Raw genomic sequence first — 24,762 nt, 5'->3', positions numbered from 1 at the left:
CGTCAGGTTAACCAGCACGTGAAGGCTCCGCGCGTCGATTCCCGAGGACTGGACAAAGAACGAACACTCCGGCCGAATGCTCCGCGCCAAGTGGCCGCGGGCCCCCATCCATGGTGAGCTGGGACGGGAGGGGGTGGGGCCGATGTCCGGCGAACGGGTGAGGCGCCCAGGGGCCGTCCGGCCCGCGGCCCCGCTGCTCGTGGCGCTGCTCGCGCTCGCCGTGCTGAGCGGCTGCCAGGACGGCCAGGGTAAGGGCCGGACCGCGGAGCGCGGCCGGTCCCCGTTCACCGGGCAGTCCGCGAAGTCCGCGCCCGTGCTCGCCGTGAAGATCGACAACACCGGCCAGGCCCGCCCCCAGACCGGCCTCGGCGCGGCCGACATCGTCTACGTCGAGCAGGTGGAGGGCGGGCTGAGCCGCATGCTCGCGGTGTTCTCCAGCCACCTGCCCACCACCGTGGGACCGGTGCGCAGCGCCCGCGAGAGCGACCTCGATCTGCTGCGCCAGTTCGGGCGCCCGGCGCTCGCGTACTCGGGCGTCCAGTCCCGGCTGCGGTCCACCGTGGACGCCGCGCCGCTGTATCCCCTGCCGCCCGGCACGGCGCCCCGCGCCTACTTCCGCGGTACGGAGCATCCCGCGCCGCACAACCTCTACGTGCGCCCCCGGGCCGCGCTGGCCGCGGCCCCGCACGCCTCGGACGCCTCGGACATCGGCTTCCGCTTCGGCGCCGCGCCGCCGGGCGGAGAGCGCGAGACACGGCAGACGGTGCGCTATCCGTCCGCCGCTTTCGCCTTCACCTGGTCTGCCGCTGACAAGCGGTGGCTGGTGGCGATGGACGGCACCCCGGCCCGCACCACCGACGGCGGACGGCTGGGCGCCGCCACGGTCGTGGTGCAGCACACGAGGATCCGCCCGTCGCGTTTCCACGATGTGCTGGGCAGTGTCACGCCCTTCACCGAGACGGTCGGGTCGGGTACCGCGAGGGTGCTGCGCGACGGCAAGGCGTACGAGACCCGCTGGTCACGGCCGGGCGCCGGGGGCGGCACCCGGTTCACGACCACGGACGGCGACCGGATGACGTTCGCACCGGGCCCGGTGTGGGTGGTGTTCGCGGCCCGGTAGCGCCGCGTCTGGCCGGTGGCCGGGAGATCCGAGGTATCAGCGCTCCGATCCGGCCACAGGGGCGCTTGGGCGCACCAATCCGGTCCGCCCATCCGATGTTTATGGCGCGCGAGGGGTTCCCGTTCCTCCGGAAGGGCTGCATCATGCCCAGGGGTTCAGCCCGAGGAACTGGAGGCACGTACGTGACCGCACCCACCAGAAGATCCGTCGTCGGTGGCGCCATGGCCGCCGGAACCATCGGGCTCACCGCACCGGCCACGGCCGCCCACGCGGCCGCCGCCCCGGCCCCGGACGACACCGCCCGGCACCCCTCACCCGACCCCTGGACCACCGTCCTCGACGACGCCGACATGGTCTGGCAGAAGATGCCGCGGACCTGGTACGAGGGCCCGTACCTCGGCAACGCCCGCCTCGGCTCCGGCATCTACGCCGACCCCGACACCCCGGGAGCCGTCCGCTTCAACGTCCAGCACACCGAAGTGCAGGACCACCGCCCCGAGTTCGGCTCCCTCTTCGGGCTCGCCCGCCTCCCGATCGGCCACTTCACCCTGGAGCCGGTCGGCACGATCAAGGCCGTCGACTGGCGGCTGCGGCTCCGCGACGCCGAGCTGACCGGCACGATCACCACCGACCGGGGCACCCTGACGCTGCGCGCCCTGGTCCACAACTCCCGCTCGGTCATGGCCGTCGAGGTCACCCCCACCCGTGGCGAGACGGGGTTCCGCTGGGTGTTCCACCCGGCCGAGGCCGTCAGCCCGCGCGTCGCGTTCAAGCCGGTCCCCGACGGCTACACCGGCAACCCCACGGCCACCGTCGAGGACCACCACGGCGTCCGGGCCGCCGTACAGCCGCTGCTCGCGGGCGGACAGCATGTGACGGCCTGGTGCGAGCGCACCCGCTCCCGGCGCCGCACCCTCTATGTCACCGTGGCGCACTCCCACCCCCGCGCCACCGCCCGCGACCGGGCGCTCAAGGCCGTACGGGCCGCGTCGGCGCTGCCGTACGACGCGCTGGCGGCCACCCACCGCACCTGGTGGCACGCGTACTACCGCAAGAGCTTCCTCTCCCTCCCCGACGCCCGCCTCCAGCGCTTCTATTGGATCCAGCTCTACAAGGTGGCCTCGGCGGCCCGCGCCGGCGCGCCCGTGATGGCCACCTCCGGGCCGTGGCTGGAGCCCACGCCGTGGCCCGCCACCTGGTGGAACCTCAATGTGCAGCTGGAGTACTGGCTGATCCACGGCTCCAACCACCTGGAGCTGGACGCCGTGACCCGCGCTCTCGGCGAGTTCCGCGACAACCTCTCCAACCAGCTCGACGCCCCCTACCGCAAGGACTCGGCGGGCATCCCGCGCACCACCGACATCCGCCTGGTCAACGGCGGAGCCGTGGCGAACGGCGGCTTCGCCGTCGGCATCCCCGGCCAGGACCCGCCCACCCCCGAGGTCGGCAACCTCACCTGGGCGCTGCACAACGTATGGCTCAGCTACCGCCACACCATGGACACCGCGATCCTGCGGGACGTGGTCTTCCCCCTGCTGCGCAAGGCGATCGCGTACTACCTCCACTTCCTCACCCCCGGCGCGGACGGCAAGCTGCATCTGCCCGCCACTTTCTCGCCCGAGTACGGGGTGAACGCCCCGGACTGCAACTACGACCTGATGCTGCTGCGCTGGGGCTGCGCCACGCTGCTGGAGTCGGCGAAGATCCTTGGCGTGGACGACCCGTCGGCGCCGCGCTGGCGTGAGGTGCTCACCAAGCTCACCCCGTACCCGGCCGACGAGAACGGCTTCATGATCGGCGCGGGCGTTCCGTTCGCCAAGTCCCACCGCCACTACTCCCATATGCTCGCCGTCTATCCGCTGTACGAGGTGACCTGGGAGGACCCGGACAAGCGCGAGCTGATCGAGACCTCCCTGAACCACTGGGTCGGCTTCGAGGGTGCGCTCCAGGGCTACACCTTCACCGGCGCCGCCTCGATGTCCGCGCAGATGGGGCGCGGCGAGGACGCGCTGAAGTACCTGGGCGAGCTGATGACCCGGTTCATCCAGCCGAACACGATGTACAAGGAGTCGGGCCCGGTCATCGAGACCCCGCTGTCGGCCGCGCAGTCGCTGCACGACATGGTGTGCCAGAGCTGGGGCGGGGTGATCCGGGTGTTCCCCGCGCTGCCCGCCGCCTGGCGCGAGCTGATGGTGCACGACTTCCGCGCCCAGGGCGCGTTCCTGCTGAGCGCGGCACGCGAGGGCGGGGTGACCCGCTGGGTACGGCTGCGCAGCGAGGCGGGCGCGCCCTGTGTCGTACGGCATTCGCTGCCCGGCAGCATCGAGGTGCACGACGAGCGCGGGCGGCGGCTGCCGTACGAGCACGTCGGCGCGGGCACGATCCGCATCGCGCTGGGCAAGCGGCACGAGGCGGTGATCACGGCGCGCGGCGATCACCCGGACCGGGCGGTCCGGCCGGTCGAGCCGAACGAGGCGGCGCCGCGCTGGGGGCTCCCGGCGTCCTGACGCCACGTCACCGGGTACGGGGCCCTTACACGGGTCAGGGTCCCGTACGCGCGCAGGCGTGACGCACGGAACCGTAGGGGGATGGATCACACCGCGTGCCGGTGAGGCGTGCCGCGGCCATTCCGGGTTACCCAAGAAATATGGGACCGATCAGTGACATCGACCGCCGGCTGTTCGCGCGGGTCGCGGCCAGCAGGCTGCGCGGCGCTCATCCCCTGCTGCCCCGGCTGAGCCGGAGCGCCGACCACGGCAAGCTGTGGTTCGGCACGGCCGCCGTGCTCGCGACGGTTGGCGGGCGCACCGCACGGCGGGCGGCGCTGCGGGGCGTCGGCTCGCTCGCGGCCGCCTCGTTGGCGTCCAACCTGGTGGTGAAGTGGACCGTGGAGCGCCGCCGCCCGGTGCTGGACGCCGTACCGCTGGTCCGGCAGCTGCGCCGACAGCCCTGGACCAGCTCCTTCCCCTCCGGGCACGCCGCCTCCGCGGCCGCCTTCGCGACCGGGGTCGCCATCGAGTCGTCCCGGTACGGCACCCTGGTCGCCCCGCTCGCCGCGGCCGTCGCCGCGTCCCGGGTCTATGTGGGCGTCCACTACCCCAGCGATGTGGTGGCCGGGGTCGCCCTGGGGGCCGGGGCCGCCGCGCTCACCTGCCGCTGGTGGCCGGCGCGCCCGGAGACCCCGGCGCGGGCCCGGCCGCGGGTCTCAGCGCCCGCCCTGCCCAAGGGCGAGGGGCTGGTCGTGGTGGTCAACCACAGCGCGGGTACCACCCCGGCGGGCGGGTTCACCGACGCCGAGCAGCTGGAGGTGCTGCTGCCCGCGGCCGAGATCCTGGAGTGCGGGCCCGACGACGACTTCATGACGCTGCTCGGCCAGGCCGCCCGCCGGGCCGCGGCCCGGGCCGGGGCGCTGGGGATCTGCGGCGGGGACGGCAGCGTCAACGCGGCGGCCACGCTGGCCGCCGAGCGCGGGCTGCCGCTGGCCGTCTTCCCCGGCGGCACCCTCGACCACTTCGCGCTGGACATCGGCGTGCCGAACTTCGAGGACACCGCGCACGCGGTGACCGAGGGCGACGCGGTCGCCGTGGACCTCGCCCGGGCCACCCCGCTGGGCGGAGGAGAGGGGACCGAGGGGACCAGCCACTTCGTCAACACCTTCAGCCTCGGCTTCTATCCCGAGCTGGTGCGGATCCGCGAAAGCCTCCAGGACCGGCTGGGCAAGTGGCCCGCGGCCGCCGTCGCGCTCGGCCGGACGCTGCGCACGGCCACTCCGATGGAGATCGAGGTCAACGGGCACCAGCGGCGGCTGTGGGTGCTGTTCGTCGGCAACGGCGGCTACTCCCCCGACGGCTTCGCGCCCACCTACCGCCAGCAGCTGGACGACGGGCTGCTCGATGTCAGGGCCATCGACGGGGACCAGCCGCTGGCCCGCACCCGGGTGCTGTTCTCGGCGCTCACCGGCACCCTCGGGCGCTCGCGCGTCTATACGACCCGCCGGATGCGGCAGCTGCGGCTGTCCGGGCTGCACGCCCTGGACACCCGCGCCTACGACGGCGAGGTCGCGGCGGAGCCCTCGCAGGCGCTGCTGATCGACAAGCGGCCCGCGGCGCTGACGGTCTACCGGCCCGCCCAGCCGCAGAACGAACTGTTCCAGCGGGCCCGCACAGCCGCCGCCAAGGCGAAGTGGTGGCGTGCCGTACTACGCAAGTAGTAGGAGAAAGCCTGTGCTCAAGGACGACGACGGAGCGGGGTCCGACCGTCAAGGATGAGGGCATGGACGATGACGGATCGGCCCAGGGGGCCTCGACGTGACCTCGCTCGCGCTGTCGGTGCTGCTGGCACTGGCCTCGTCGGTGTGCTACGCCGCCGGGGCCATCCTCCAGGAGCATGTCGCGGCGACCACGCCGCCGAGCGCCACCGGCCCCCTGCGGCGCGGGAGCTGGTGGACCGCGGTGGTCCTCAACGGGGCCGGGGCGGTCCTCCATGTGATCGCGCTGGCCTACGGTCCGCTGAGCGTGGTGCAGCCGCTGGGCGCGCTCACCATCGTCTTCGCGCTGCCGATGGCGGCGATGTTCGTACGGCGGCCGGTCGGCGCGGTGGGGTGGCGGGGTGCGCTGCTGGCCACCGCGGGGCTGGCCGGGCTGCTGTCGCTGACCGGTTCGTCGCGGGCCCAGGCGCTGTCGGACGGGGAGCGCGGCACGCTGATCGTGGTCACGCTCTCCTCCATCGCGGTGCTGGTGCTGCTCTCGCGCCTGCTGCGGCCGGGCGGGCTGCGCGCGGTGGTGCTGGCCACCGCCGCGGGGACGGCCTTCGGTGTCTCCTCGGTGTTCGTCAAGAACGTCGCCGTGGAGGGCACCTGGGGCTCCTGGGCGGACGCCCTGCCGAGCCTTGTCATGATCGGGATACTGGCCGGGAGCGGGGTGCTGCTGTCCCAGGCGTCGTACCACGGGGCCGGGCTGGCCTCGCCGCTCGCGACGGCCACGGTGGTCAACCCCGTGGTGGCGACGGCCGTGGGCATCGCCGCGCTGGGCGAGCACTTCCAGTACGGCACCCCGGGCACGCTGCTGGCGTTGCTCGCGGCGCTGGTGGCCAGCACGGGGCTGGTGATGCTGACGGTGCACGGCGCGGAGACCGGGGCGGACACCGTGCGGCGGCCGGAGGACGACGGCCAGGACGACCGTCCCGACGACCAGCCGCCCGCCCCCAAGGCCCCCGAGGCCCCGCCCCGGCTGACCCGCCGGATCCCCCGCCCCCGCCATCCGGTGCGCAGGCGCGCCCCCGACCGCGGCGAGGCGGTGCTCCAGACCCGCGGCTAGCGGGTCAGCGGGTGCGGTTCCGCCCGACGTACACGTTCCGGGCCCGGTAGTAGGTGTCGCCACTGGGCCCGGAGGAGCCCGAGGAGCCCTCCATCTGGAGGTTGATGATGAGCCACAGCGGCTTGCCGACGAAACCGGCGCCGCGGTGGACGGCCTTCCAGGTGCCGTCGAGGTAGTAGTGGATGTCCACGTCGGTGGCGTTCACCTTGGTGATCCAGGCGCGGTAGGTGTGCCAGTTCCCGGGGCCCGAGACCCCGACGATCGTGCTGGACACGTCGGAGGAGCTGCGGAAGGTGTTGAACCAGTTGTTGGAGTTGCCCTTGAACTCCAGGATGTCGCTCTCCGGCGGCCAGCTGTTGACCCCGGTCAGCCAGAAGGCGGGCCAGGTCCCGGCCCCGCTCGGCGCCTGGAACTCGCCCTTGACCTCGTAGTCGGGGAACTGGTCGGTCACCACGATCTGGTCCTTCGCGTGCACCGCGCCCGAGTGGTAGCGGATCGGCAGATGCGGGGACGAGCCGCTCGTGCCCTCGTCCCAGGTGATGCGGGTGGCCTTCAGGGTGAGCACCCCTGAGGCGAGGGTTACGTGGTTGTGGTCGGTGGAGCTGCCGTACATCCGGGCGCTCCCGTTGTGGTCGGAGCCCCACGGATAGAGGTAGTTCCACTCCGCCTCGAAGGCGCCGTAGCTCCCGAAGGAGCCGTTGATCACGTCTTCCCAGGTCGCCGCCGGTGCGGCGGCGGCCGGGCGGGGCCACCCGGCCAGGGCCGCGGCCCCGCCGACGGCGGCTGCTCCACCGAGGAATCTCCTGCGTCCGTACGACTCGCCTGGTGCTGACACGCCACGCATGGCCGCCTCCCGAAGTCCGAAACTTCGAACACAAGCAAACAGGAGCCACCACAATCCCGCGGCCCCCAGAAGACGTCAACGGTTCGGGACAGGGCCGCGCGGGGAAAGGTCCGGCGCGGGACGGTGTGTTAACCGGACGTTAGCTCTCGGTCCGGAGGCTGTACGCCGCCCCCTGTCCGCACCGACGCTGCGTTGCGCGGCGACCCGCTCCCCGGCGGACCGGCCCGCATACCGCACGTATCTGGAGGCCCAGTGAGCGACACCGGCTCAGCGCAACACCCCCGTACCCCCTGGCGAGCCGTGCTCGGCGGCTCGATCGGCAATCTCGTCGAATGGTTCGACTGGTTCGTCTACGCCAGCTTCGCCACCTACTTCGCCGGTGCCTTCTTCCCCAAGGGCAATGACACCGCGCAACTCCTCAACACCGCGGGCATCTTCGCCGTCGGATTCTTCATGCGCCCCATCGGCGGCTGGCTGCTGGGCCGGTTCGCCGACCGGCGCGGGCGCAAGGCGGCGCTCACCCTCACCGTGACCCTGATGTCCGCGAGCGCGCTGCTCATCGCCATCGCGCCGACCTACGACCAGGTCGGTTACTTCGGCGCGTTCATCCTGCTGGTGGCCCGGCTGCTCCAGGGGCTTTCGGTCGGCGGCGAGTACGCGGCCAGCGCCACCTATCTCACCGAGGCGTCCCAGCCCGGCCGCCGTGGCTTCGTCTCCAGCTTCCAGTACGTCTCCATGACGATGGGTCAGCTCATCGGCCTCGGGCTGCTGATCGTGCTCCAGCGCACCATGTCCGACGACGCGCTGCACTCGTACGGCTGGCGCATCCCGTTCATCGTGGGTGCCGTGGCCGCCGCGGTGGTCTTCTGGCTGCGGCGCAACCTGCTGGAGACCGAGGCGTACACCGAGGAGGAGGGCGCCGGTGAGGGAACGGCCGAGCGCGGGACCCTTCGCCAGCTGATGCGCCACCGCAAGGAGGCGGCGCTGGTCATCGCGCTGACCATGGGCGGCACGGTCGCGTACTACACGTACACCACCTACCTCACCAAATACCTGTCGAACACCGCCGGGCTGAGCAAGTCCGACGCGTCGCTGGTCAGCTTCTGCGCGCTGTTCATCTTCATGCTGATCCAGCCGGCCGCCGGATCGCTGTCGGACCGGATCGGCCGACGGCCGCTGCTGATCACCTTCGGCATCGGCTCGATGCTCGGCACCGTGCCGATCATGACCGCGCTGTCGCACACCGACACCTTCCTCGGCGCGCTGCTGCTCTCGCTCGCCGCGCTGGTCATCATCACCGGCTACACCTCCATCAACGCGGTGGTGAAGGCCGAGCTGTTCCCCACCCATGTCCGGGCCCTCGGGGTGGCGCTGCCGTACGCGCTGGCCAACGCGCTGTTCGGCGGCACGGCGGAGTACGTGGCGCTGTGGTTCAAGGACGCCGGTGCGGAGTCCGGCTTCTACTGGTACGTCTCCGGCTGCGCCGCGGTCTCGCTCATCGTCTACCTCACCATGCGCGAGACCCGGGACACCGCCCTCACCCGGGAAGCGGCCGGGCAGAAGGCCGCCGAGGGCCTGCGGAAGAGTGCTGTCTGAGCCATCGGCCCAGCGCATACGCTGTGGCCCATGCACGTTCTCCTGGTCGAAGACGACGACCGGCTGGCGGCCGCGCTGACCTCGGCGCTCGACCGGCTGGGGCACCAGGTCGTCCGCACCGGGCGCGCGGACGACGCGCTCCGGCTCAAGGACGGCGCCGACTTCGTCCTGCTCGACCTGGGACTGCCCGACATGGACGGGCTGGAGGCGCTGCGCAGGCTGCGCCGCGCCTCCGCCGTCCCCGTCATCGTGGTCACCGCCCGGTCCGCCGAGCGGGACGTGGTCAGGTCCCTGCGCGGCGGCGCCGACGACTACCTGGTCAAGCCGTTCCGTACGGCCGAGCTGATCGCGCGCATGGAGGCCGTCGTACGGCGCGGCACGCGGCCGCTCACGGCCGTAGGCCCGGTGGTCGCGGTCGGCGGCGTACGCATCGACCTGGCCACCCGGCAGCTGGAGGTGGACGGCCGCCCCGTCGCCCTCACCCGCCGGGAGTTCGACGTGCTGGCGCTGCTCGCCCGCGAACCCGGAGTCGTCCGCAGCCGCGAGGAGATCCTGGACGCGGTCTGGGGCGACCTGCTGCTGTCGGCGTCCCGCTCCCTCGATGTCCACATCGCCGGAATCCGCTCCAAGACCGGCCGCCCTGAGCTGGTGGAAACGCTGCGCGGCACCGGATACCGGCTGGGTACCGGCGGATGCACCTGAGGATCCTGACGGTCTACACCGTGCTCATCGCGTGCCTGGTGGCCGCGCTCGCGGTGCCCTTCGCCCGCGCCCACTCCTCGCACCGCACCGGGCAGCTGCTGCTGGAGCGGCGCGCGGACGCGACCCGCTTCGCCGAACTCGCCGACCAGGCGATCCGCGACGGGTACACCACCGGGCTCGCCCAGGAGGTCTCCCGCTACCACCGGCTCTACGGCACCGCCGTGGAGATCCGGGGCCGGGACGGCGAGCGGGTGGCGGGCGGCGGGGCCTGGGATCGCGCTTCCGCCGAGCGGGCGCTGTCCGGCCGTACCACCGGAAGCCTGCCCCTGGTCACCCCGTTCGGCCCTGAGTCGGTGGTGATCGCCGAGCCGGTCGGGCGGGACGCCCAGGTCTCCGGTGTCGTCCTCATGCGGGTGGCCACGGCTACCGCCCGGCGGGAGGTGGCCCTGGTGTGGGCGGCGGTCGCGGGCGGCTCGCTCGTCGCGGTGGCCTGCGCCCTGATCGCCGCGCGACGGCTCGCCCGGTGGATTCTGCGGCCGGTGACCGAGCTGGACGTCACCACCCGGGCCATCGCCGAGGGCCGGATGGACGCCCGGGTCCACGACGTCCGCCACGGCCCCGCCGAGCTGCGGCTGCTGGAGCGGCGGTTCAACGCCATGGCCGACGCGGTCTCCGCCGCCCTGGAGCGGCAGCGCGCCTTCGTCGCGGACGCCTCGCACGAACTGCGCACCCCGCTGACCGTCCTGTCGCTGCGGCTGGAGAACCTGGAGCCGCACCTGCGGAAGAGCGGCGGCGAGGAATACGCCGAGGCGCTCGCGGAGGTCGACCGCCTGGCCGAGCTGCTGGAGGACCTGCTGGAGCTGGCCCGGGTGGAAGCCGGGGCCACCGCCCCCGAGCCGATCCCGCCCGCGGCGCTCGCAGCGCGGCTCGGCACCTGGCGTGAGGTGCACGCGGCGCGGGGGCTGACCCTGGTGGTCGATGTCGACCGGGCTGGCCCTGGCGCCCCGCCGCTGCCCGCCCCGGCCGCCCGGATCGCGGACATCGCGCTGGACAACTCGGCCAAGTTCGTGCCGTCCGGCGGCACGGTCACCGTCTCGCTCGACGCCGCCGGAGCGCTGCGGATCACCGACGACGGGCCCGGGCTCGCCCCCGAGCAGCTGGCCGCGGCCCCCGGCCGCTTCTGGCGCGCCCCGGACCACGGCAACGTCCCCGGCAGCGGCCTGGGCCTCGCCATCGCCGCCGAACTGGCCCGCTCGTGCGGCGCCGAGCTGACGCTGCGCGCCGCCGAGCCGCGGGGGCTGGTGGTGGAGCTGCGGCTGCCGGTGGGGTAGGGCGGGTGCCTCTCCCCACCCCGCCCCTTCCCGAATCGGGGGACACCCCCGCCCCCGGCGGTGCGGGCAGCGCGCACGCCGGATGCCACCGCGCTGCGGACCGGCAGCGGCAGGCGACGCGCGAGTGGCCCGGACGGGGTAGGGCGGGGTGCCACTCCCCCGCCCCAGGCCACTCCGCCGAGCCACACGGGCAGGTGGCGGCGCTGCACCTGGCGGTCGGCCGGGGCCGCCCCCACGGTGCTACCCGGCCAGTTCCACTCCCCCGCCCCCGGCGGGCGGGCAGCGCGCACGGGCGCGGCGGATGCCACCGTGCCGCGGACCGGCAGTGGGTGGGTGCCACTCCTGGTGGCGGGGGATCAGCCGTACGCGGCGCGGTAGTACGCGGCCGCGCCCGGGTGGAGGGGGACGGTGCCGGTGTCGATGGCGTAGCGCTCGTCCAGGCGGCTGCCGGGCGCGTCCGGCACTGCCAGCCGGTCGCGGCGCTCGAAGAGCACCCCGGTGAGCGCGCGGGCCGTCCCGTCCGCGAGCCCGGAGCGGCAGACGAGATAGCTGGGCGTGCCCACGGTGGGGGTCGGCCCCCGCAGCCCGTACACACCGGCCGGGATCGACGCCTCCTCGTAGACCGGGCCGTGCGCGCCGCGCAGCGCGCGGGCGAGCCCGCCGAGGGGGATCAGGCGGAGCGGGCGGCGGCGGGCGAGCCGGGTGATGGCCCAGGTCGGGGCGCCGCCGGACCAGAAGAAGGCGTCCACGTCCCCGTCGGTGAACGCGTCGGCGGAGGCGCCGAGCCCGAGGCGTACGGCGCGGACGTCACGGACTCCGGCGGTCGCGAGCACCCGTCCGGCGGTCGTCGAGGTGCCGGACTCGGCGGCGCCGAGGGAGACCGTGCGCCCGGCCAGCTGGTCGGGGCGTTCGATCGGGGAGTCGGCCGGCACGACCAGGTGCAGATAGTTGAGGTACAGCCGGGCGAGGGCCGCGACCGGGATCCGCCGCCCGAAGGTGCCGCGCCCCGCTGCGGCGTCCGCCGCGCTGTCGGCGAGGGTGAGCGCGGTGTCGGCGCGGCCGTCGCCGAGCATGCGCAGGTTCTCCACGCTCGCCGCGGTGGTGAGCACCCGCACGGTGATCCCGTGGTGGGCGCGGTGCGCCTCGGTGGCCAGTCGGCTGCCGAACGTGGCGTAGGGGCCGCCCCGCGGGCCGGTGGCGAGCCGCACCCGGGCGGAGGGCCCGGGGTCCGAACACCCGGCGAGCCCGCCCGCGGCGAGCGCCAGCAGCAGCCGGCGTGGGACGGTGTGCACCCGGCGATGCTAACCGCAGGGGTGCCGAGAGGGCTCCGTGCCGGTCAGCGGGCCAGGGCGCTGAGCTGGGCCCACACCACGCGGCCCCCGGCCACGCCCGGCCGGTCCCCCCAGGCCTCGGTCAGGGCGCGGACGAGGGCCAGGCCGCGGCCGCTCTCATCCTCCACGCCCGCCTCCCGGGGCATGGGGCCGAGCGGGCCGCCGCCCTGGTCGGCGACCTCGACGTACAGCGAGCACCGCTCCTGGGCGCGCAGCACGCACAGGATCTGCTCGCTGGCGGTGTGCACGAGCGCGTTGGTGAACAGCTCGGACATCACCAGCTCCGCCGCGCCGCACACCTCCTCGTCGAAGCCCCAGCGGGGCACCAGGTTCCGGACGAGCCGTCGCGCGGCGGCGACCGAGGCACCCCGGGCGGGCAGTTGCAGGACCTCCTGGCGGAGGGCCCTGTCAACGCCGGCGGAGCTCATGTGAGGGGCCATCGTCGAGCGTTGACGCAATGCCACGGCCATGTGCCTTCCGTCCGTCTACCTGTGGGGGCGTGAATGCCGTACGTGAATGCCGCAAGTGCGCGACAGGGCAGCCACGTTGGGACCGGTCACGACGCCACTATCGTTCCTGCGAGCATCAGTTGGCAAGACGCGTTCTGCAAAATGCAGAATGGCCACGGCAGTCTGTCCCGCCCACATCGAGCATGGCACACTGAGACGCACAACACCCGTGCGAGGAGGTACGACGTGGGTGAAGCGCGGTCTGCCCCGACCGTCGGGCAGATGGTCCTCGGCATGCGGCTGCGGCACCTCCGTGAGAGGGCCGGGGTCGGCTATGACGCGGCCGCCAAGGCGCTGCACGTCAACCAGACCACGGTGCGCCGGATGGAGAAGGCCGAGGTCGGCCTGAAGCTCCCGTACGTCGAGAAGCTGCTGCGGACCTACGGCGTCGAGCAGGACGAGGTGGAGTCCTTCCTCGCACTGGTCGAGGAGGCCAACAGGCCAGGCTGGTGGCACCGGTTCCGCGATGTGCTGCCGGACTGGTTCAGCCTCTATGTGAGCCTGGAGGGCGCCGCCAGCCGCATCCGCGCGTACGAACCGCACTTCATCCCCGGCCTGCTCCAGACGGAGGACTACGCCCGGGCGCTGCTGCGCATCGGCTTCCCGCAGGGCTCCGAGCGGGAGCTCGACCGCCGGGTCGCCCTGCGGATGGAGCGTCAGGAGCTGCTGTCCAGACCTGACGGCCCGCATCTGTGGGCCGTGATGGACGAGACGGTGCTCCGTCTGCACATCGGCGGGCCGAAGGTCATGCGCGCCCAGATCGACCGCCTCATCGAGACCGTCCAGATGCCGAACGTGACGCTCCAGGTGGTGCCGTTCGCCGCCGGGCCGCATCCGGGCATGGGCGGTCCCTTCCAGCTGTTCCGGTTCCAGATCCCGGAGCTGCCGGACATCGTCTACGCCGAGGGCCTGACGGGCGCCGGCTATCTCGACCAGCGCACCGATGTGGCCGCCTATCTGGAGGCACTGGACCGGATGGGCACCCAGGCCACACCGGCGCGGCGCACGGAGAACTTTCTCCGTGAGATTCGCAAGGAGCTGTGACTGTGGATCAGGCAGAAAACGTCTACAACGGCATGCCGGCCACCCGTCTGGCGACGGAAGGCTGGCGCAAGCCCTGGAGCGGCCCCAACGGCGGTGCGTGCGTGGAGGCCCTGCGGCTGAACGACGGGCGGATCGCCCTGCGGCAGTCGACGGACCCCGACGGCCCCGCCCTGATCTACACGCACCATGAGATGGAGAAGTTCATCCAGGGCGCCAAGGCCGGTGCCGCGGACTTCCTCCTCTCCCGACCCGACCCCAACAACCTGGCCACCACGGCGGCTACCGCACCCGAACGGAGGGCGGCGTGACCGACTACGGACTCGCCCCGGACCAGCAGATCGACACCAGCAAGCCGCATTCGGCTCGGATGTACGACTTCTACCTCAACGGCAAGGACCACTACGAGGTCGACGCGGAAGCGGCCGGCAAGGTGCTGTCGGTCTACCCGACCGTCAGGCTCAACGCCACGGTCAACCGGGGCTTCATCCACCGGGCGACGCGCTGGCTGGCGGCCGAGGCGGGCATCCGGCAGTTCCTGGACATCGGCACCGGCATCCCCACCGAGCCGAACCTGCACCAGGTCGCCCAGAGCGTGGCCCCGGAGGCCCGGGTCGTCTACACCGACTACGACCCGATCGTGCTCGCCTACGCCCAGGCCCTGCTGCGCGGCACCCCCGAGGGGCGCACCGCGTACGTCCAGGCCGATGTGCGCGAGCCGCGGCGGATCATCGAGGCGACCGAGCTTCGGGAGACGCTGGACCTGAGCAAGCCGGTCGCCATGTCGGTGAACGCGCTCTTCCACTTCATCCCGGCGGAGGAGAAGCCGTACGAGCTGGTGCGGGAGCTGATGGGCGCGCTCGCCCCGGGCAGCTATCTGATGCTGACGCACTCCACGGCCGACTTCCACCCGGAGACGTGGCAGAAGGTGATCGCCGTCTACAAGGAGAGCGGCATATCCTTCGTCACCCGCGACAAGAGCGAGGTCGCGGCGTTCTTCGACGGTCTGGAGCTGGTCGAGCCGGGCATCTCGGAGCCGCACGACTGGAAGCCGGACCCCGGCGACCGCCCGGACGAGATCCGCAGCGCGGACATCAACATGTGGGCCGGAGTGGGCCGTAAGCCGTAGCGGGGATCACGCGTTACGGCTCCTCGGGGCCGTCGACCGTGAAGCCCAGGACCGCGCCGCCGCCGGGGCGGGGGCGGGCGAAGACCGTGCCGCCGTGCGCGAGGGCCACCTCGCGCACGATGGCGAGCCCCAGCCCGGAGCCGGGCAGGCTGCGCGCGCCGGGGGCGCGGTAGAAACGGTCGAAGAGCCGTCCGCGGTCCTCCTCCGCGATGCCGGGTCCCCGGTCGCGTACTTCGACGCGGTGCCCGGTCACCACGACCTCGACGGGCCCGGTGCCGCCCTGGTCGAACTTGGCGGCGTTCTCCACCAGGTTGGAGACCGCGCGCAGCAGCGCGGCCGGATGGCCCTCGACGAGGGTGTCGCCCTCGGCCCGTACCGTGATCTCCCGGCCGGTGCGCCTGCGGGCGAGGGTGGCGGCCTTCCCGGCGACCTCGTCCAGGGACACCTCGGTGCGCGGTTCGTCGTCGCGCTGACCGGCCGCCAGATCCACCAGCTCGTTGACGAGGTCGGTCAGTTCCCGGGTCTCCCCCGCCAGGTCGGCCAGCAGCGCCTCGCGCGCGGCGGGCGGCAGCTGCTCGAAGCGGTTCAGCAGCGAGATGTTGGTGCGCAGCGAGGTGAGCGGGGTGCGCAGTTCGTGTCCGGCGTCCTGGACCAGGCGCCGCTGGTCGTCCTTGGAGCGGGCGAGCTGGCCGAGCATGCCGTCGAACGCCCGGCCCAGGCGGCCCACCTCGTCGTCCCCGGCGACCGGGACCGCCACCTCCATCCGGCCGGTGGCCGCCACGCCTTCGGCGATCCGGGTGAGCCGCACCAGCCGCCGGGTGATGCGTCCGGCGAGCCACCACCCGGCGAGACCGGCGGCCAGGATGATCGCGACGACGAACAGCGCGGTGCGCTTCTGGAGTTCGCGCAGCAGATCCTCGGTGTCGCTGATCTGCTGGGCCACCTGTACGGCGCCGCGGTGGTCGCCGAGCGCGACGGTGGCCATCCGGTAGTCGTCCTCGCCGATGGAGATGTTGCGCTGCCGGGTGGTGGCGGGGGTGGTGGCCGCGGCCATCTCCCGGTCCTCGTCACCGACCGGCAGCGCGGGCTTGCCCGCGTCGTAGACGGTGCCCCGGCTGCCCAGCACCTGGACGTCCATGCGGCTGATCCGGCGCAGGTCGTCGCGCAGCCCGTAGGGCACCGGGGCCTCGGCGGCGTACTGCCGTACGACCACCTTCTGGCCCCGGACCTGGGTCCGCAGATCGCGGATGACGTCGGTGAACGCGGACTTCTGGTCGACCCGCACCAGCCCGGCCGCGGCGTCGTAGCTGAGGAACCCCACCAGGAGGGTCACCACGGACGCCAGCGCCGCGCAGGACAGCGCGAAGGTGGTGTGGAGGCTGGGCCGTGGGTGACGGCCGGGCAGGAAGCGCACCGTTCACTCCTCCCGCAGGGTGTAGCCGATGCCGCGCACCGTGTGGATGAGCGGGGTGCGCCCGGTCTGGTCGACCTTGCGGCGCAGATAGCCGATGTAGACGGCCAGGTTCTTCGATCCGGGGCCGAAGTCATAGCCCCAGATGCGAGAGTAGATCGTGGCATGGTCGAGGACGATGCCCGCGTTGCGGGCCAACAGCTCCAGAAGGTCGAATTCGGTGCGGGTCAGCTCCAGCTCCGTACCGCCCCGCCACACCCGGCGCGCCGAGGGGTCGAGCCGGAGGTCGGCGACCTCCAGGGCGGCGTCGTAGGTGCCCTCGGCCGCCTCCGCCACGGGTATGGGCGCGACGCGGCGCAGCAGGGCCCGCAGCCGGGCGAAGACCTCCTCGACCTCGAACGGCTTGGCCACGTAGTCGTCGGCGCCCGCGTCCAGGCCCTCGATGCGGTCGGCGGTCTCCACCCGCGCGGTGAGCATGAGGATCGGGGTGCGGTCGCCCTCGGCGCGCAGCACCCGGCACACCTGGATGCCGTCCACGCCCGGCATCATCACGTCCAGCACGATCACGTCCGGATGCTCACGGTGGATGGCCGCCAGGGCCTCGACGCCGTCGGACACCGCGGTGACCCGGTAGCCCTCCAGCGTCAGGGCGCGCTCCAGGGCATGGCGGATGGCACGGTCGTCCTCGGCGAGCAGCACGGTGTTCGTCACACGACGAGTCTGCCAAGACGCTCAGGGAGCGATCGCCCGCGTCCCCCGGGAGCTGCGGTTCTTACCCAGATCTCACCTTTCTCACGCGACCGGCTTACCGAGCCGGGACAGGGTACCCAGTACGTTCCGGGGGGATCGCGCCCCGGTGTTGCCACCGGCCGGAGAGACACCGAATGAAGATCGTATTCCTGCTGCACAACGCCTATGGGATCGGCGGAACGATTCGCACCACGCTGAACCTCGCCGCGGCGCTCGCGGAGCGCCACGAGGTGGAGATCGTCTCGATGATGCGGCATCGGGGGAAGCCGCGCTTCACGCTCGATCCGCGGGTGCGGCTGGTGCCGCTGGTCGACACCCGTCCCGGCGGCCTCGACGCGCAGGATCCGCTGTTCGCCGAAGCCACCCGGGACTTCCCGGCGCACGAGAAGCGGAACCACCAGTACAACCGGCTGATGGATGTGCGGGTCGCCCGGTATCTGGAGGGCTGCGCCGCCGACGTGATCATCGGCACCCGGCCGGGCATCAATGTGTACCTGGCCCGTTTCGGCCCGCGCAAGGCGCTGCGCATCGCGCAGGAGCACCTGCGGTACGAGGCGCACAGCAAGCAGCTGCGGGCCGAGCTGGCGCCGTTCTACCGCATGCTGGACGCCGTCGTCACCACGACGGAGGCGGACTCGGCGGTGTACCGGGCGAAGATGCCGCTGCCGGGGGCGCGGACCCTCGCGATACCGAACAGCGTGCCCGAGCCAGCGGCCGAGCCGTCCGAGGGCACCGCGCCGGTGATCGCGGCGGCCGGGCGGCTGGTCCGCGGCAAGCGCTTCGACCTGCTGATCGACGCCTTCGCCGAGGTCTCGCCCAAGCATCCGGAGTGGCGGCTGCGGATCTACGGCGGCGGTTCCCAGAAGGAGCGCCTCCAGGAGCGCATCGAGGAGCTGGGGCTGACCGCGGGTGCCGAGCTGATGGGGCCGTACTCGCCGATCGAGGAGGAGTTCGCGAAGGCGTCGATCGTCGCGGTCGCCTCGGACGCCGAGTCGTTCGGGATGACGATCGTGGAGGCGATGCGCTGCGGGGTGCCGGTGGTGAGCACGGACTGCCCGCTGGGCCCCGCCGAGATCATCGAGGACGGGGTCACCGGGCGGCTCGTGCCTGTGGGCGACAAGCAGGCGATGGCGCAGGCGCTGCGGGATCTGATCGAGGACGAGCCGGGCCGCCGGGCGATGGCCGCATCCGCGCTGGAGAGCGCACGGATGTACGACCCGGAGCCGATCGCCGCGCGCTATGAGCAGCTCTTCGAGGAGCTGGCGTCGAGCCGGTTCGCCCGCTCCTGGGAGCGCACCCGCGTCAAGCTGCGGGCCCGCTACCGCCGTACGATGCGCCGCTGGAAGCGCGCCGTACGCCGCCGTCTGCCCGCGACGGGCGGGAAGGCGCCCGCGGGCAAGGCGCCGGGCGGGGAGAAGGCGAGCGCATGACCGCACCCGCGCTCGCCGTACGGGCTCCGGACGCACGGAGCGTCGTGGGGCGGGCGCGCACGGTGCCGTGGCTCACGGTGGTTGCGGTGGTGTACGCGGTGGCGCAGCTCGCCCTGGTCGTCCCGCATGTGGGCAAGGGACTGCTCTGGGACGAGAGCGTCTACGTCTCACAGCTGGACCCGCGCCATCCGACGGTGTTCTTCAGCGCCCCGCGCTCGCGCGGCGTCAGCGTGCTCGTGGCGCCCGTGGTGGCCCTCACCTCGTCCGTGCCGGTGCTGCGCGTCGCGCTGGTCCTGATGTCGGCGGCGGCCCTGTACGGCGCGTTCCGGGTGTGGCGGAAGCTGGTCGGGGAGCGCACGGCGGCGCTGGCCGCGCTGCTCTTCTCGGGGCTGTGGATCACGGAGCTGAGCGGTTCGCAGGCGATGCCGAACCTGTGGGTGGCGCTCTGCGCGGTGGCCGCCGTCGGCTGGTTCCTGCGCGCTCCCGCCGAGCCGCGCGCCCACTGGTGGCTGGTCGCCCTGCTCGCGGGCGCCACCCTGCTGCGGGCGCCCGACGGGGGCTGGCTCGCGCTGCCGCTCCTGGTGAGCGCCGTGGCGGTACGCGGGTGGCGGCCCCAGCTGCCGGCGCTGCTGGCCGGGGTCGCGCTGGGCGCGGCGCAGTGGGTGATCGAGGCGTACGCGCGCTTCGGCGGCATCGGCGCGCGGCTGAGACTCTCCAGCGCCACCGAGGGCGGTATGGCGCCGCACGCCAACTTCGGGGCGAGCCTGCGCTCGCTCGACGGCCCGCTGCTGTGCCGCCCCTGCCACGTGCCGTTGCGCCACCCGGAGCTGACGGTGTGGTGGCTGGCGCTGCCGCTGCTGGCCGCGGCGGCGCTGGCGCTCGCGCTGCACGACCACCGGCGCGGGCGCGGCGGGCCCCACCGGCTGACCGCGACGGTGCTGCCGGTCGCCTGCGCCGCGGCCCTGGCCACGCCCTATCTGCTGCTCATCTCCTACTCCGCGCCGCGCTTCCTCATGCCCGCCTACGCCCTGCTCGCGCTGCCCGTCGCGGGGCTCGCGACCCGGGCCCTGCACGGCGCCCGGCAGCCGGTGGCGGTCGCCGCGGTGCTGGCGGCGGTGCTCGCGCTGCATCTGGGCGGGCAGTACGCGGTCCTCGTACACAACACCGCGGGCGAGGCCAGGACCGTCGAGCAGTACCAGACCGCGGCCGCCGGACTGCACCGGCTCGGGATGCGCCCGCCGTGTCTGGTCACCGGGCCGCGCGCGCTGCCGGTCGGCTATGCGGCGGGCTGTGCGTCGGAGCAGGTCAAGGGCAACAACCGGTCCACCACGGTGGACGGCGTTCTCGACCGGGCGGTGCACGTGCCCACCGCGGCCCTCGGCCGTCCCGGCGGGCACCGGCCGCACTACGCCCACGGTTGGACCCCGCGTCCGCTGCCCGGCACCGGCTGGGTCGCGTACCTGGCACCGCACCGCTGAGCTACGGGGCCGCCCCGGCCTGCCGGACGGGGCGGCTCCGGTCTACCAGGTGGTCGGCGCGTAGTCCTTGAGGAAGCAGCCGAACAGGTCCTCGCCCTGCTCGCCCCGGACGATCGGGTCGTAGACCCGGGCCGCGCCGTCCACCAGGTCCAGCGGGGCGTGGAAGCCGTCGGCGGCGAGCCGCATCTTGTCCGGGTGCGGGCGCTCGTCGGTGATCCAGCCGGTGTCGACGCTGGTCATGAGGATGGAGTCGGCCTCGAACATCTCACGGGCGCTGGTGCGGGTGAGCATGTTGAGCGACGCCTTGGCCATGTTGGTGTGCGGATGGCCCGCGCCCTTGTAGCCGCGGCCGAACTTGCCCTCCATCGCGGACACGTTGACCACGTACTTCCGCCGGGCGGGCGCGGCGGCCATCGCCGGGCGCAGCCGCCCGACCAGGATGAAGGGCGCCGTCTCGTTGCACAGCTGCACCTCCAGCATCTCGACCGGGTCCACCTCGTTGACCCGCTGGATCCAGGTGTTGGTCGGGTCCAGGTCAGGGACGAGCCCACCCGCGTCGATCGCGGTGCCCGCCTCGATCCGGGCGGGCGAGGCGGAGCCGCTGGTGAGCGCGAGGGCGGTGAGGTCCTGGGCGGTCAGCGCGCCGTCCCGCTCCGCGCGCGGCCCGGGCAGCGCCGTCTGGGAGCCGCTGCCGAAGGCGCCCAGGACGACGGACTCGGGCAGTTCCCCGGCGGGCAGCGGCGCCGACTCGCCCGCTATCAGCTCGGCGTACGCCTGCGGGCTGCGGCGCACGGTCTGCGCGGCGTTGTTGATCAGGATGTCCAGCGGCCCGGCGGCGCTCACCTCGTCGGCCAGCGCGATGACCTGGGCGGGGTCGCGCAGATCGATGCCGACGATCTTCAGCCGGTGCAGCCACTCGGCGCTGTCCGGCATCGCGGTGAAGCGGCGGATCGCGTCGTTCGGGAAGCGGGTGGTGACGGTGGTGTGGGCGCCGTCGCGCAGCAGCCGCAGGGCGATGTACATGCCGATCTTGGCGCGGCCGCCGGTGAGCAGCGCCCGCCGCCCGGTGAGGTCGGTGCGGGCGTCGCGGCGGGCCCGGTTCTCGGCGGCGCAGTCGCGGCACAGCTGGTGGTAGAACGCGTCGACCTCGACGTACCGGGTCTTGCACACGTAGCAGGAGCGGGGGCGCGCCAGGATGCCCGCGATCTCGGTGGTGACCGAGCTGCTGAGCGCGCGGCCCAGCGTCTCGTCGTCGATGCGGTCGGCGGCGCCGGTGGCGGTGGCCTCGGTCACCGTCTTGTCGTTGGCGGTCTTGGCGGCCCGCCGCTCCTGGCGCCTGCGCTGCTTCACGGTGCGGTAGATCCCGGCGGTGGCCCGGCGCACCGTGATGGCGTCGGGGTGGTCGACGGGCAGCCGGTCCAGCTCCGCCAGGACGCTCAGGCAGGTCGCCATGCGCTCGGGGTCGATGCCGGGTTCCGCGAAATCCCCCAGCTCTCCGGGCTCCGTGTGCCCGTCAGTCACCGTCATCGCCGCTGCCGCTTTCTGGTTCTGTTCTCCCTGGTTAACGGCCGAACTGTACGGAAGCGGGGACGGCCCTGCCAAACCCGGGCGGTCTCACCCCCTTCCGTACCCGCGGTACGCGTAGCCCTGGGGCGGGGGTTCCCCGGCCGGAGCGGGGCCGGTCAGCGTACGGATCAGGCCATGATCGGGCGAAAGGGCGCAGGCCGGGTCGGTGCGGGCGGCGTCCCCTGTGAGCGCGTACGCCTGGCAGCGGCAGCCGCCGAAGTCCTCGGCGCGGTGGGAGCAGCTGCGACACGGTTCGGCCATCCACTCCTCGCCGCGGTAGCGGTTGAAGGCGGCGGAGTGGTCCCAGATCCACGCGAGGGTGTGGTCGCGGACGTTCGGCGGGTCCAGGTCCGGCAGGGCGGCCGCCGCGGGGCACGGCAGGACGGTGCCGTCCGGCGCGACGGTGAGCGAGACCGCGCCCCAACCGCCCATACAGGGCTTGGCGACGCCCTCGAAGTAGTCCGGGAGGACCCACACCAGCTCGGTGCGGCCGCCGAGCTTCTCGCGCCAGCGCGCGACGCCCTCCCGGGCGCGGGCGAGCTGGTCGCGGCCGGGCAGCAGGGCGGCGCGGTTGCGCAGGGCCCAGCCGTAGAACTGGGTGTTGGCGAGTTCGACGCGGTCGGCGCCCCAGGCCACGGCCAGTTCGATCAGGTCGTCCAGCGCGTCGAGGTTGTCGCGGTGCAGGACGACGTTGACGCCCAGCGGCAGGCCCGCCTCCCGTACCAGCGCCGCGGCCCGCTCCTTGGCGGCGAACGAGCGGCGTCCGGCGATCCGGTCGGACGCCCCGGGGTCGGCGTGCTGGACGGAGAGCTGCACGCTGTTCAGCCCGGCCCCGGTCAGCGCCGCGAGCCGTGCCTCGTCCAGCCCCACGCCGCTGGTGACCAGCTGGGTGTAGAGCCCGGCGGACGCGGCGGCGGCGACGATCGCCTCCAGGTCCCGGCGCAGCAGCGGCTCGCCGCCGGACAGATGGGTGTGGACGACGCCCAGCTCCGCCGCCTGGCGCAGCACCCGCTCCCACTCCTCGCCGGTCAGCTCGCGGGAGCGGCGCACCAGTTGGAGCGGGTTGGAGCAGTAGGGGCAGTGCAGCGGGCAGCCGTGGGTCAGCTCGGCGAGCAGCGCCCAGGGGCGGGGGACGTTCCGGGGGTCGTCGGTCACCGTATCCAGCCCTCCTCGTGCATCCGGTCCAGGAACGCGGGGACGTCGGTGGCCACGGGGGCGCCAGGGAAGCGCTCGGCGAGTTCGGCCACGATGGTGTCGAGGTCGCGGTCGCCGTCGCACAGCCGCAGCACGGTTCCGGCGGTGCCGCGCAGGACCACGACGCGCTCGGGCAGCACCAGCAGGTCCACCTTCCGCACCCGGTCGTGGCGCAGCCGCACCGCGGGGTTAAGGGCCGGGCGCCAGGTGGCCGGGGCCGTCATGTCCCCTCCCCCGCCGCGTCCCCTGCCGTGTCGTTGGTGTCCTTGGTGTCGGCGTGCTCGACCGCGTCCAGCAGGGACCACAGCACCTCGCATTTGAAGGTGAGCGCGGCGACCGCCCGCTCCTCGTCCTCGGGGGTGCGGGCCCAGGTCAGGACGAGGTCGAGGGCTTCGGCGCTGTCCCGGCTGCCCTGGCTCACCCGGTCGCGGAAGTAGCGCAGCCCGTCGCGCTCGATCCAGGGGTAGTGGCGTTCGAACGCCTCGATGCGGGTGCGCATGATGCCGGGGGCGGACAGTTCGGTCAGCGAGGCGGCGACGGCGTCCAGCGGGGTGCCCAGACGGCAGAAGTTGACGTACCCGTCGACCGCGAGCCGCACCCCGGGCAGCACCTCGGCGCCGGTCAGCAGCCGCTCCCGGCCAAGGCCCGCGGCCTCGCCGAGCCGCAGCCACCGCTCGATGCCGCCCTCGCCTTCGGCGGCGCCGTCGTGGTCCTGGATGCGGCGCAGCCACATCCGGCGCAGCCCCGGGGTGTCCAGCTTGGCGGTGATGAGCGCGTCCTTGACGGGGATGTGGCGCTGGTAGTGGAAGCGGTTGAGGATCCAGCGGCGCAGCTCGGCGGGGGTGAGATCGCCCGCGTGCATGCGGAGGTTGAAGGGGTGGCGGTCGTGGTAGCGCTCCTGGGCGACGGCGCGCAGCCGCTCCTCCAGGCTCCGGGTCATAACTCGATCACCATTCCGTCAGCGGCCACTTCGATGCCCCGTCCGGCGAGCAGCGCGTGCTGGGGCGCGGCCGGGTCGTTGAGGGGGTTGGTGTTGTTGAGGTGGGTGTACAGGGTGCGGGCGCCGAGCGCGGCGAGCCGCCGTGCCGTACCACCGGGTCCTTCGATCGGCAGATGGCCCATGGCGGTGGCGGTGCGGGCGCCGAAGCCGCTGCTCCGGGGCTCCTCGTCGTCCCAGAAGGTGCCGTCGACGATGACGCAGTCGGCCTCCTCCGCGGCCCGCTGGAAGGCGTCGGGCCAGGCGGCGAGGGCGGGGGCGTAGAGCAGGGAGCGGCCGGTGGCGCGGTCCCGCAGCTGGAGGGCGACCACCCAGCCGTCGTCGTCGGGGCCACCCGACTCGGCGGCGTAGCGCGGGCGTTTGGCGGAGACGGGCACGGCGCCGACGGCGAAGTCGGCATCGGGTGCGACCGGGCGGGTCTCGCCGGTCGGCACCTCGTGCCAGTCCAGCCGGGTGTACGGGGCGAGTACGTCGCCGAGGTGCAGCCCGGTCAGCAGGGCCCGGCGAACCGCGGCGGTGGTGTGCAGTTCCACGCCGTCCGCCTCGCGCAGCCGGGCGATGCCGAGGGTGTGGTCGAGTTCGGCGTCGGTGAGGATCACCCCGGCCAGCGGGGTGCGGCGCGGTTCGGGTCCGGGGTGGAGTTCGGGGCAGTCCTCGACCTGGTCGCCGAGGTCGGGGGTGGCGTTGACGAGGTACCAGCGGCCTTCGGCGGCCCGTACGGCGAGCGAGGCGTGGCGGCGGCGCCGCTCCGGGTGGGCGCGTGCCCCGGAACATCCGGGGCACGCGCAGTTCCACTGGGGCACGCCGCCGCCCGCCGCGGTGCCGAGCACACGCACGCGCATGGCGGCTGCCGTCAGCGGGCGTTGAGCGAGTAGGCGGTGACTTCCAGCGCGGTCTCGACGACCTCGTAGTCGGGGGTCTGCCAGGCGGTCTCCTCGGGGGCGGGCGGAGTCCGGTCCGCCGTGGTGGGGGTCTGCCGCACGGTCTCGTTCATGGTGTTGACCTGCCTTCCGGTTTC

Annotated in this window: 23 protein-coding genes; 12 read left to right on the top strand and 11 right to left on the bottom strand. The window is 73.3% G+C overall.

Annotated features, from left to right (window positions below):
- Positions 1-142: 142 nt before the first annotated feature.
- The 4 genes from ACH4TL_RS19600 (at position 143) to ACH4TL_RS19585 (ending at position 6,435) form a co-directional block, all read left to right on the top strand.
- The gene (locus tag ACH4TL_RS19600) at positions 143-1,120 is read left to right on the top strand and encodes a DUF3048 domain-containing protein (RefSeq protein ID WP_398315698.1); all 978 of its coding nucleotides are present in this window, start codon (positions 143-145) and stop codon (positions 1,118-1,120) included.
- A gap of 143 nt (positions 1,121-1,263) precedes the next feature.
- The gene (locus ACH4TL_RS19595; RefSeq protein ID WP_398315696.1) at positions 1,264-3,627 is read left to right on the top strand and encodes a glycosyl hydrolase family 95 catalytic domain-containing protein; all 2,364 of its coding nucleotides are present in this window, start codon (positions 1,264-1,266) and stop codon (positions 3,625-3,627) included.
- Between the two features lie 140 nt (positions 3,628-3,767).
- A complete protein-coding gene (locus ACH4TL_RS19590; RefSeq protein ID WP_398315693.1) occupies positions 3,768-5,330 on the top strand; it encodes a phosphatase PAP2 family protein in 1,563 nt (520 codons plus the stop codon).
- A 97-nt stretch (positions 5,331-5,427) separates the two neighbouring features.
- Positions 5,428-6,435, top strand: coding sequence for a DMT family transporter (locus ACH4TL_RS19585; protein WP_398315691.1), 1,008 nt, complete (start codon positions 5,428-5,430; stop codon positions 6,433-6,435).
- Positions 6,436-6,439: 4 nt separating this feature from the next.
- Here ACH4TL_RS19585 and ACH4TL_RS19580 read toward each other — a convergent pair whose 3' ends face one another.
- A complete protein-coding gene (locus ACH4TL_RS19580; RefSeq protein WP_398315689.1) occupies positions 6,440-7,270 on the bottom strand; it encodes a family 16 glycosylhydrolase in 831 nt (276 codons plus the stop codon).
- 261 nt (positions 7,271-7,531) lie between these two features.
- Here ACH4TL_RS19580 and ACH4TL_RS19575 point away from each other — a divergent pair, with 261 nt between their 5' ends.
- From ACH4TL_RS19575 to ACH4TL_RS19565, 3 genes are read left to right on the top strand one after another with little or no spacing between them, the layout of a single operon-like run.
- Positions 7,532-8,875, top strand: coding sequence for an MFS transporter (locus ACH4TL_RS19575; RefSeq protein ID WP_398315687.1), 1,344 nt, complete (start codon positions 7,532-7,534; stop codon positions 8,873-8,875).
- A gap of 30 nt (positions 8,876-8,905) precedes the next feature.
- Positions 8,906-9,577 carry a response regulator transcription factor gene (locus tag ACH4TL_RS19570; RefSeq protein WP_398315685.1) on the top strand — a complete coding sequence of 224 codons (672 nt, stop codon included), beginning with the start codon at positions 8,906-8,908 and terminating at the stop codon, positions 9,575-9,577.
- Positions 9,568-10,908 (top strand): sensor histidine kinase, encoded by a 1,341-nt coding sequence (locus ACH4TL_RS19565; RefSeq protein WP_398315683.1) that lies wholly within the window; start codon positions 9,568-9,570, stop codon positions 10,906-10,908. Before ACH4TL_RS19570 ends, ACH4TL_RS19565 begins: the two co-directional genes overlap by 10 nt.
- A gap of 356 nt (positions 10,909-11,264) precedes the next feature.
- Here the strand turns inward: ACH4TL_RS19565 and ACH4TL_RS19560 are convergent, their stop codons facing one another.
- Positions 11,265-12,200 carry a TAXI family TRAP transporter solute-binding subunit gene (locus tag ACH4TL_RS19560; protein WP_398315681.1) on the bottom strand — a complete coding sequence of 312 codons (936 nt, stop codon included), beginning with the start codon at positions 12,198-12,200 and terminating at the stop codon, positions 11,265-11,267.
- A gap of 44 nt (positions 12,201-12,244) precedes the next feature.
- Entirely contained in the window at positions 12,245-12,667 is a 423-nt protein-coding gene (locus ACH4TL_RS19555; protein ID WP_398315679.1) for an ATP-binding protein, read from the bottom strand.
- 267 nt (positions 12,668-12,934) lie between these two features.
- Here ACH4TL_RS19555 and ACH4TL_RS19550 point away from each other — a divergent pair, with 267 nt between their 5' ends.
- The 3 genes from ACH4TL_RS19550 to ACH4TL_RS19540 are packed head-to-tail and all read left to right on the top strand — an operon-like array spanning position 12,935 to position 14,918.
- Complete coding sequence (locus tag ACH4TL_RS19550) at positions 12,935-13,792, top strand: helix-turn-helix domain-containing protein (protein ID WP_398315677.1); 858 nt, start codon at positions 12,935-12,937, stop codon at positions 13,790-13,792.
- 32 nt (positions 13,793-13,824) lie between these two features.
- Complete coding sequence (locus tag ACH4TL_RS19545; protein WP_398316055.1) at positions 13,825-14,100, top strand: DUF397 domain-containing protein; 276 nt, start codon at positions 13,825-13,827, stop codon at positions 14,098-14,100.
- Positions 14,097-14,918, top strand: coding sequence for an SAM-dependent methyltransferase (locus ACH4TL_RS19540; protein ID WP_398315675.1), 822 nt, complete (start codon positions 14,097-14,099; stop codon positions 14,916-14,918). Before ACH4TL_RS19545 ends, ACH4TL_RS19540 begins: the two co-directional genes overlap by 4 nt.
- A gap of 13 nt (positions 14,919-14,931) precedes the next feature.
- Here ACH4TL_RS19540 and ACH4TL_RS19535 read toward each other — a convergent pair whose 3' ends face one another.
- Positions 14,932-16,332, bottom strand: a complete 1,401-nt coding sequence (locus ACH4TL_RS19535; protein WP_398315673.1) for an ATP-binding protein — start codon at positions 16,330-16,332, stop codon at positions 14,932-14,934.
- A 3-nt stretch (positions 16,333-16,335) separates the two neighbouring features.
- The gene (locus ACH4TL_RS19530; protein WP_398315671.1) at positions 16,336-17,040 is read right to left on the bottom strand and encodes a response regulator transcription factor; all 705 of its coding nucleotides are present in this window, start codon (positions 17,038-17,040) and stop codon (positions 16,336-16,338) included.
- Positions 17,041-17,213: 173 nt separating this feature from the next.
- Between ACH4TL_RS19530 and ACH4TL_RS19525 the strand changes: the two genes are divergently transcribed.
- Together ACH4TL_RS19525 and ACH4TL_RS19520 are read left to right on the top strand one after the other, a co-directional pair.
- Positions 17,214-18,509 carry a glycosyltransferase family 4 protein gene (locus ACH4TL_RS19525; RefSeq protein WP_398315669.1) on the top strand — a complete coding sequence of 432 codons (1,296 nt, stop codon included), beginning with the start codon at positions 17,214-17,216 and terminating at the stop codon, positions 18,507-18,509.
- Entirely contained in the window at positions 18,506-19,987 is a 1,482-nt protein-coding gene (locus ACH4TL_RS19520; RefSeq protein WP_398315667.1) for an ArnT family glycosyltransferase, read from the top strand. The genes ACH4TL_RS19525 and ACH4TL_RS19520 overlap by 4 nt, the downstream gene beginning before the upstream one ends.
- A gap of 42 nt (positions 19,988-20,029) precedes the next feature.
- Here the strand turns inward: ACH4TL_RS19520 and ACH4TL_RS19515 are convergent, their stop codons facing one another.
- From ACH4TL_RS19515 to pqqA, 6 genes are all read right to left on the bottom strand, one after another.
- Positions 20,030-21,514, bottom strand: a complete 1,485-nt coding sequence (locus tag ACH4TL_RS19515; RefSeq protein WP_398315665.1) for an SDR family NAD(P)-dependent oxidoreductase — start codon at positions 21,512-21,514, stop codon at positions 20,030-20,032.
- Between the two features lie 87 nt (positions 21,515-21,601).
- Positions 21,602-22,717 (bottom strand): pyrroloquinoline quinone biosynthesis protein PqqE, encoded by a 1,116-nt coding sequence (gene pqqE / locus ACH4TL_RS19510; RefSeq protein WP_398316053.1) that lies wholly within the window; start codon positions 22,715-22,717, stop codon positions 21,602-21,604.
- Positions 22,705-22,971 carry a pyrroloquinoline quinone biosynthesis peptide chaperone PqqD gene (pqqD, locus tag ACH4TL_RS19505; RefSeq protein WP_398315663.1) on the bottom strand — a complete coding sequence of 89 codons (267 nt, stop codon included), beginning with the start codon at positions 22,969-22,971 and terminating at the stop codon, positions 22,705-22,707. Before pqqD ends, pqqE begins: the two co-directional genes overlap by 13 nt.
- The gene (gene pqqC, locus ACH4TL_RS19500; protein ID WP_398315661.1) at positions 22,968-23,687 is read right to left on the bottom strand and encodes a pyrroloquinoline-quinone synthase PqqC; all 720 of its coding nucleotides are present in this window, start codon (positions 23,685-23,687) and stop codon (positions 22,968-22,970) included. The genes pqqD and pqqC overlap by 4 nt, the downstream gene beginning before the upstream one ends.
- The gene (pqqB, locus tag ACH4TL_RS19495; RefSeq protein WP_398315659.1) at positions 23,684-24,586 is read right to left on the bottom strand and encodes a pyrroloquinoline quinone biosynthesis protein PqqB; all 903 of its coding nucleotides are present in this window, start codon (positions 24,584-24,586) and stop codon (positions 23,684-23,686) included. The genes pqqC and pqqB overlap by 4 nt, the downstream gene beginning before the upstream one ends.
- A gap of 11 nt (positions 24,587-24,597) precedes the next feature.
- Positions 24,598-24,738 carry a pyrroloquinoline quinone precursor peptide PqqA gene (gene pqqA / locus ACH4TL_RS19490; RefSeq protein ID WP_398315656.1) on the bottom strand — a complete coding sequence of 47 codons (141 nt, stop codon included), beginning with the start codon at positions 24,736-24,738 and terminating at the stop codon, positions 24,598-24,600.
- Positions 24,739-24,762 lie beyond the last annotated feature (24 nt).

This window comes from Streptomyces sp. NPDC021115 (genome assembly GCF_044333065.1).
Lineage (GTDB): Bacteria > Actinomycetota > Actinomycetes > Streptomycetales > Streptomycetaceae > Streptomyces.
The sequence above is the reverse complement of the archived record's forward strand: the minus strand, read 5'-3'. Positions and strand labels throughout refer to the sequence as shown.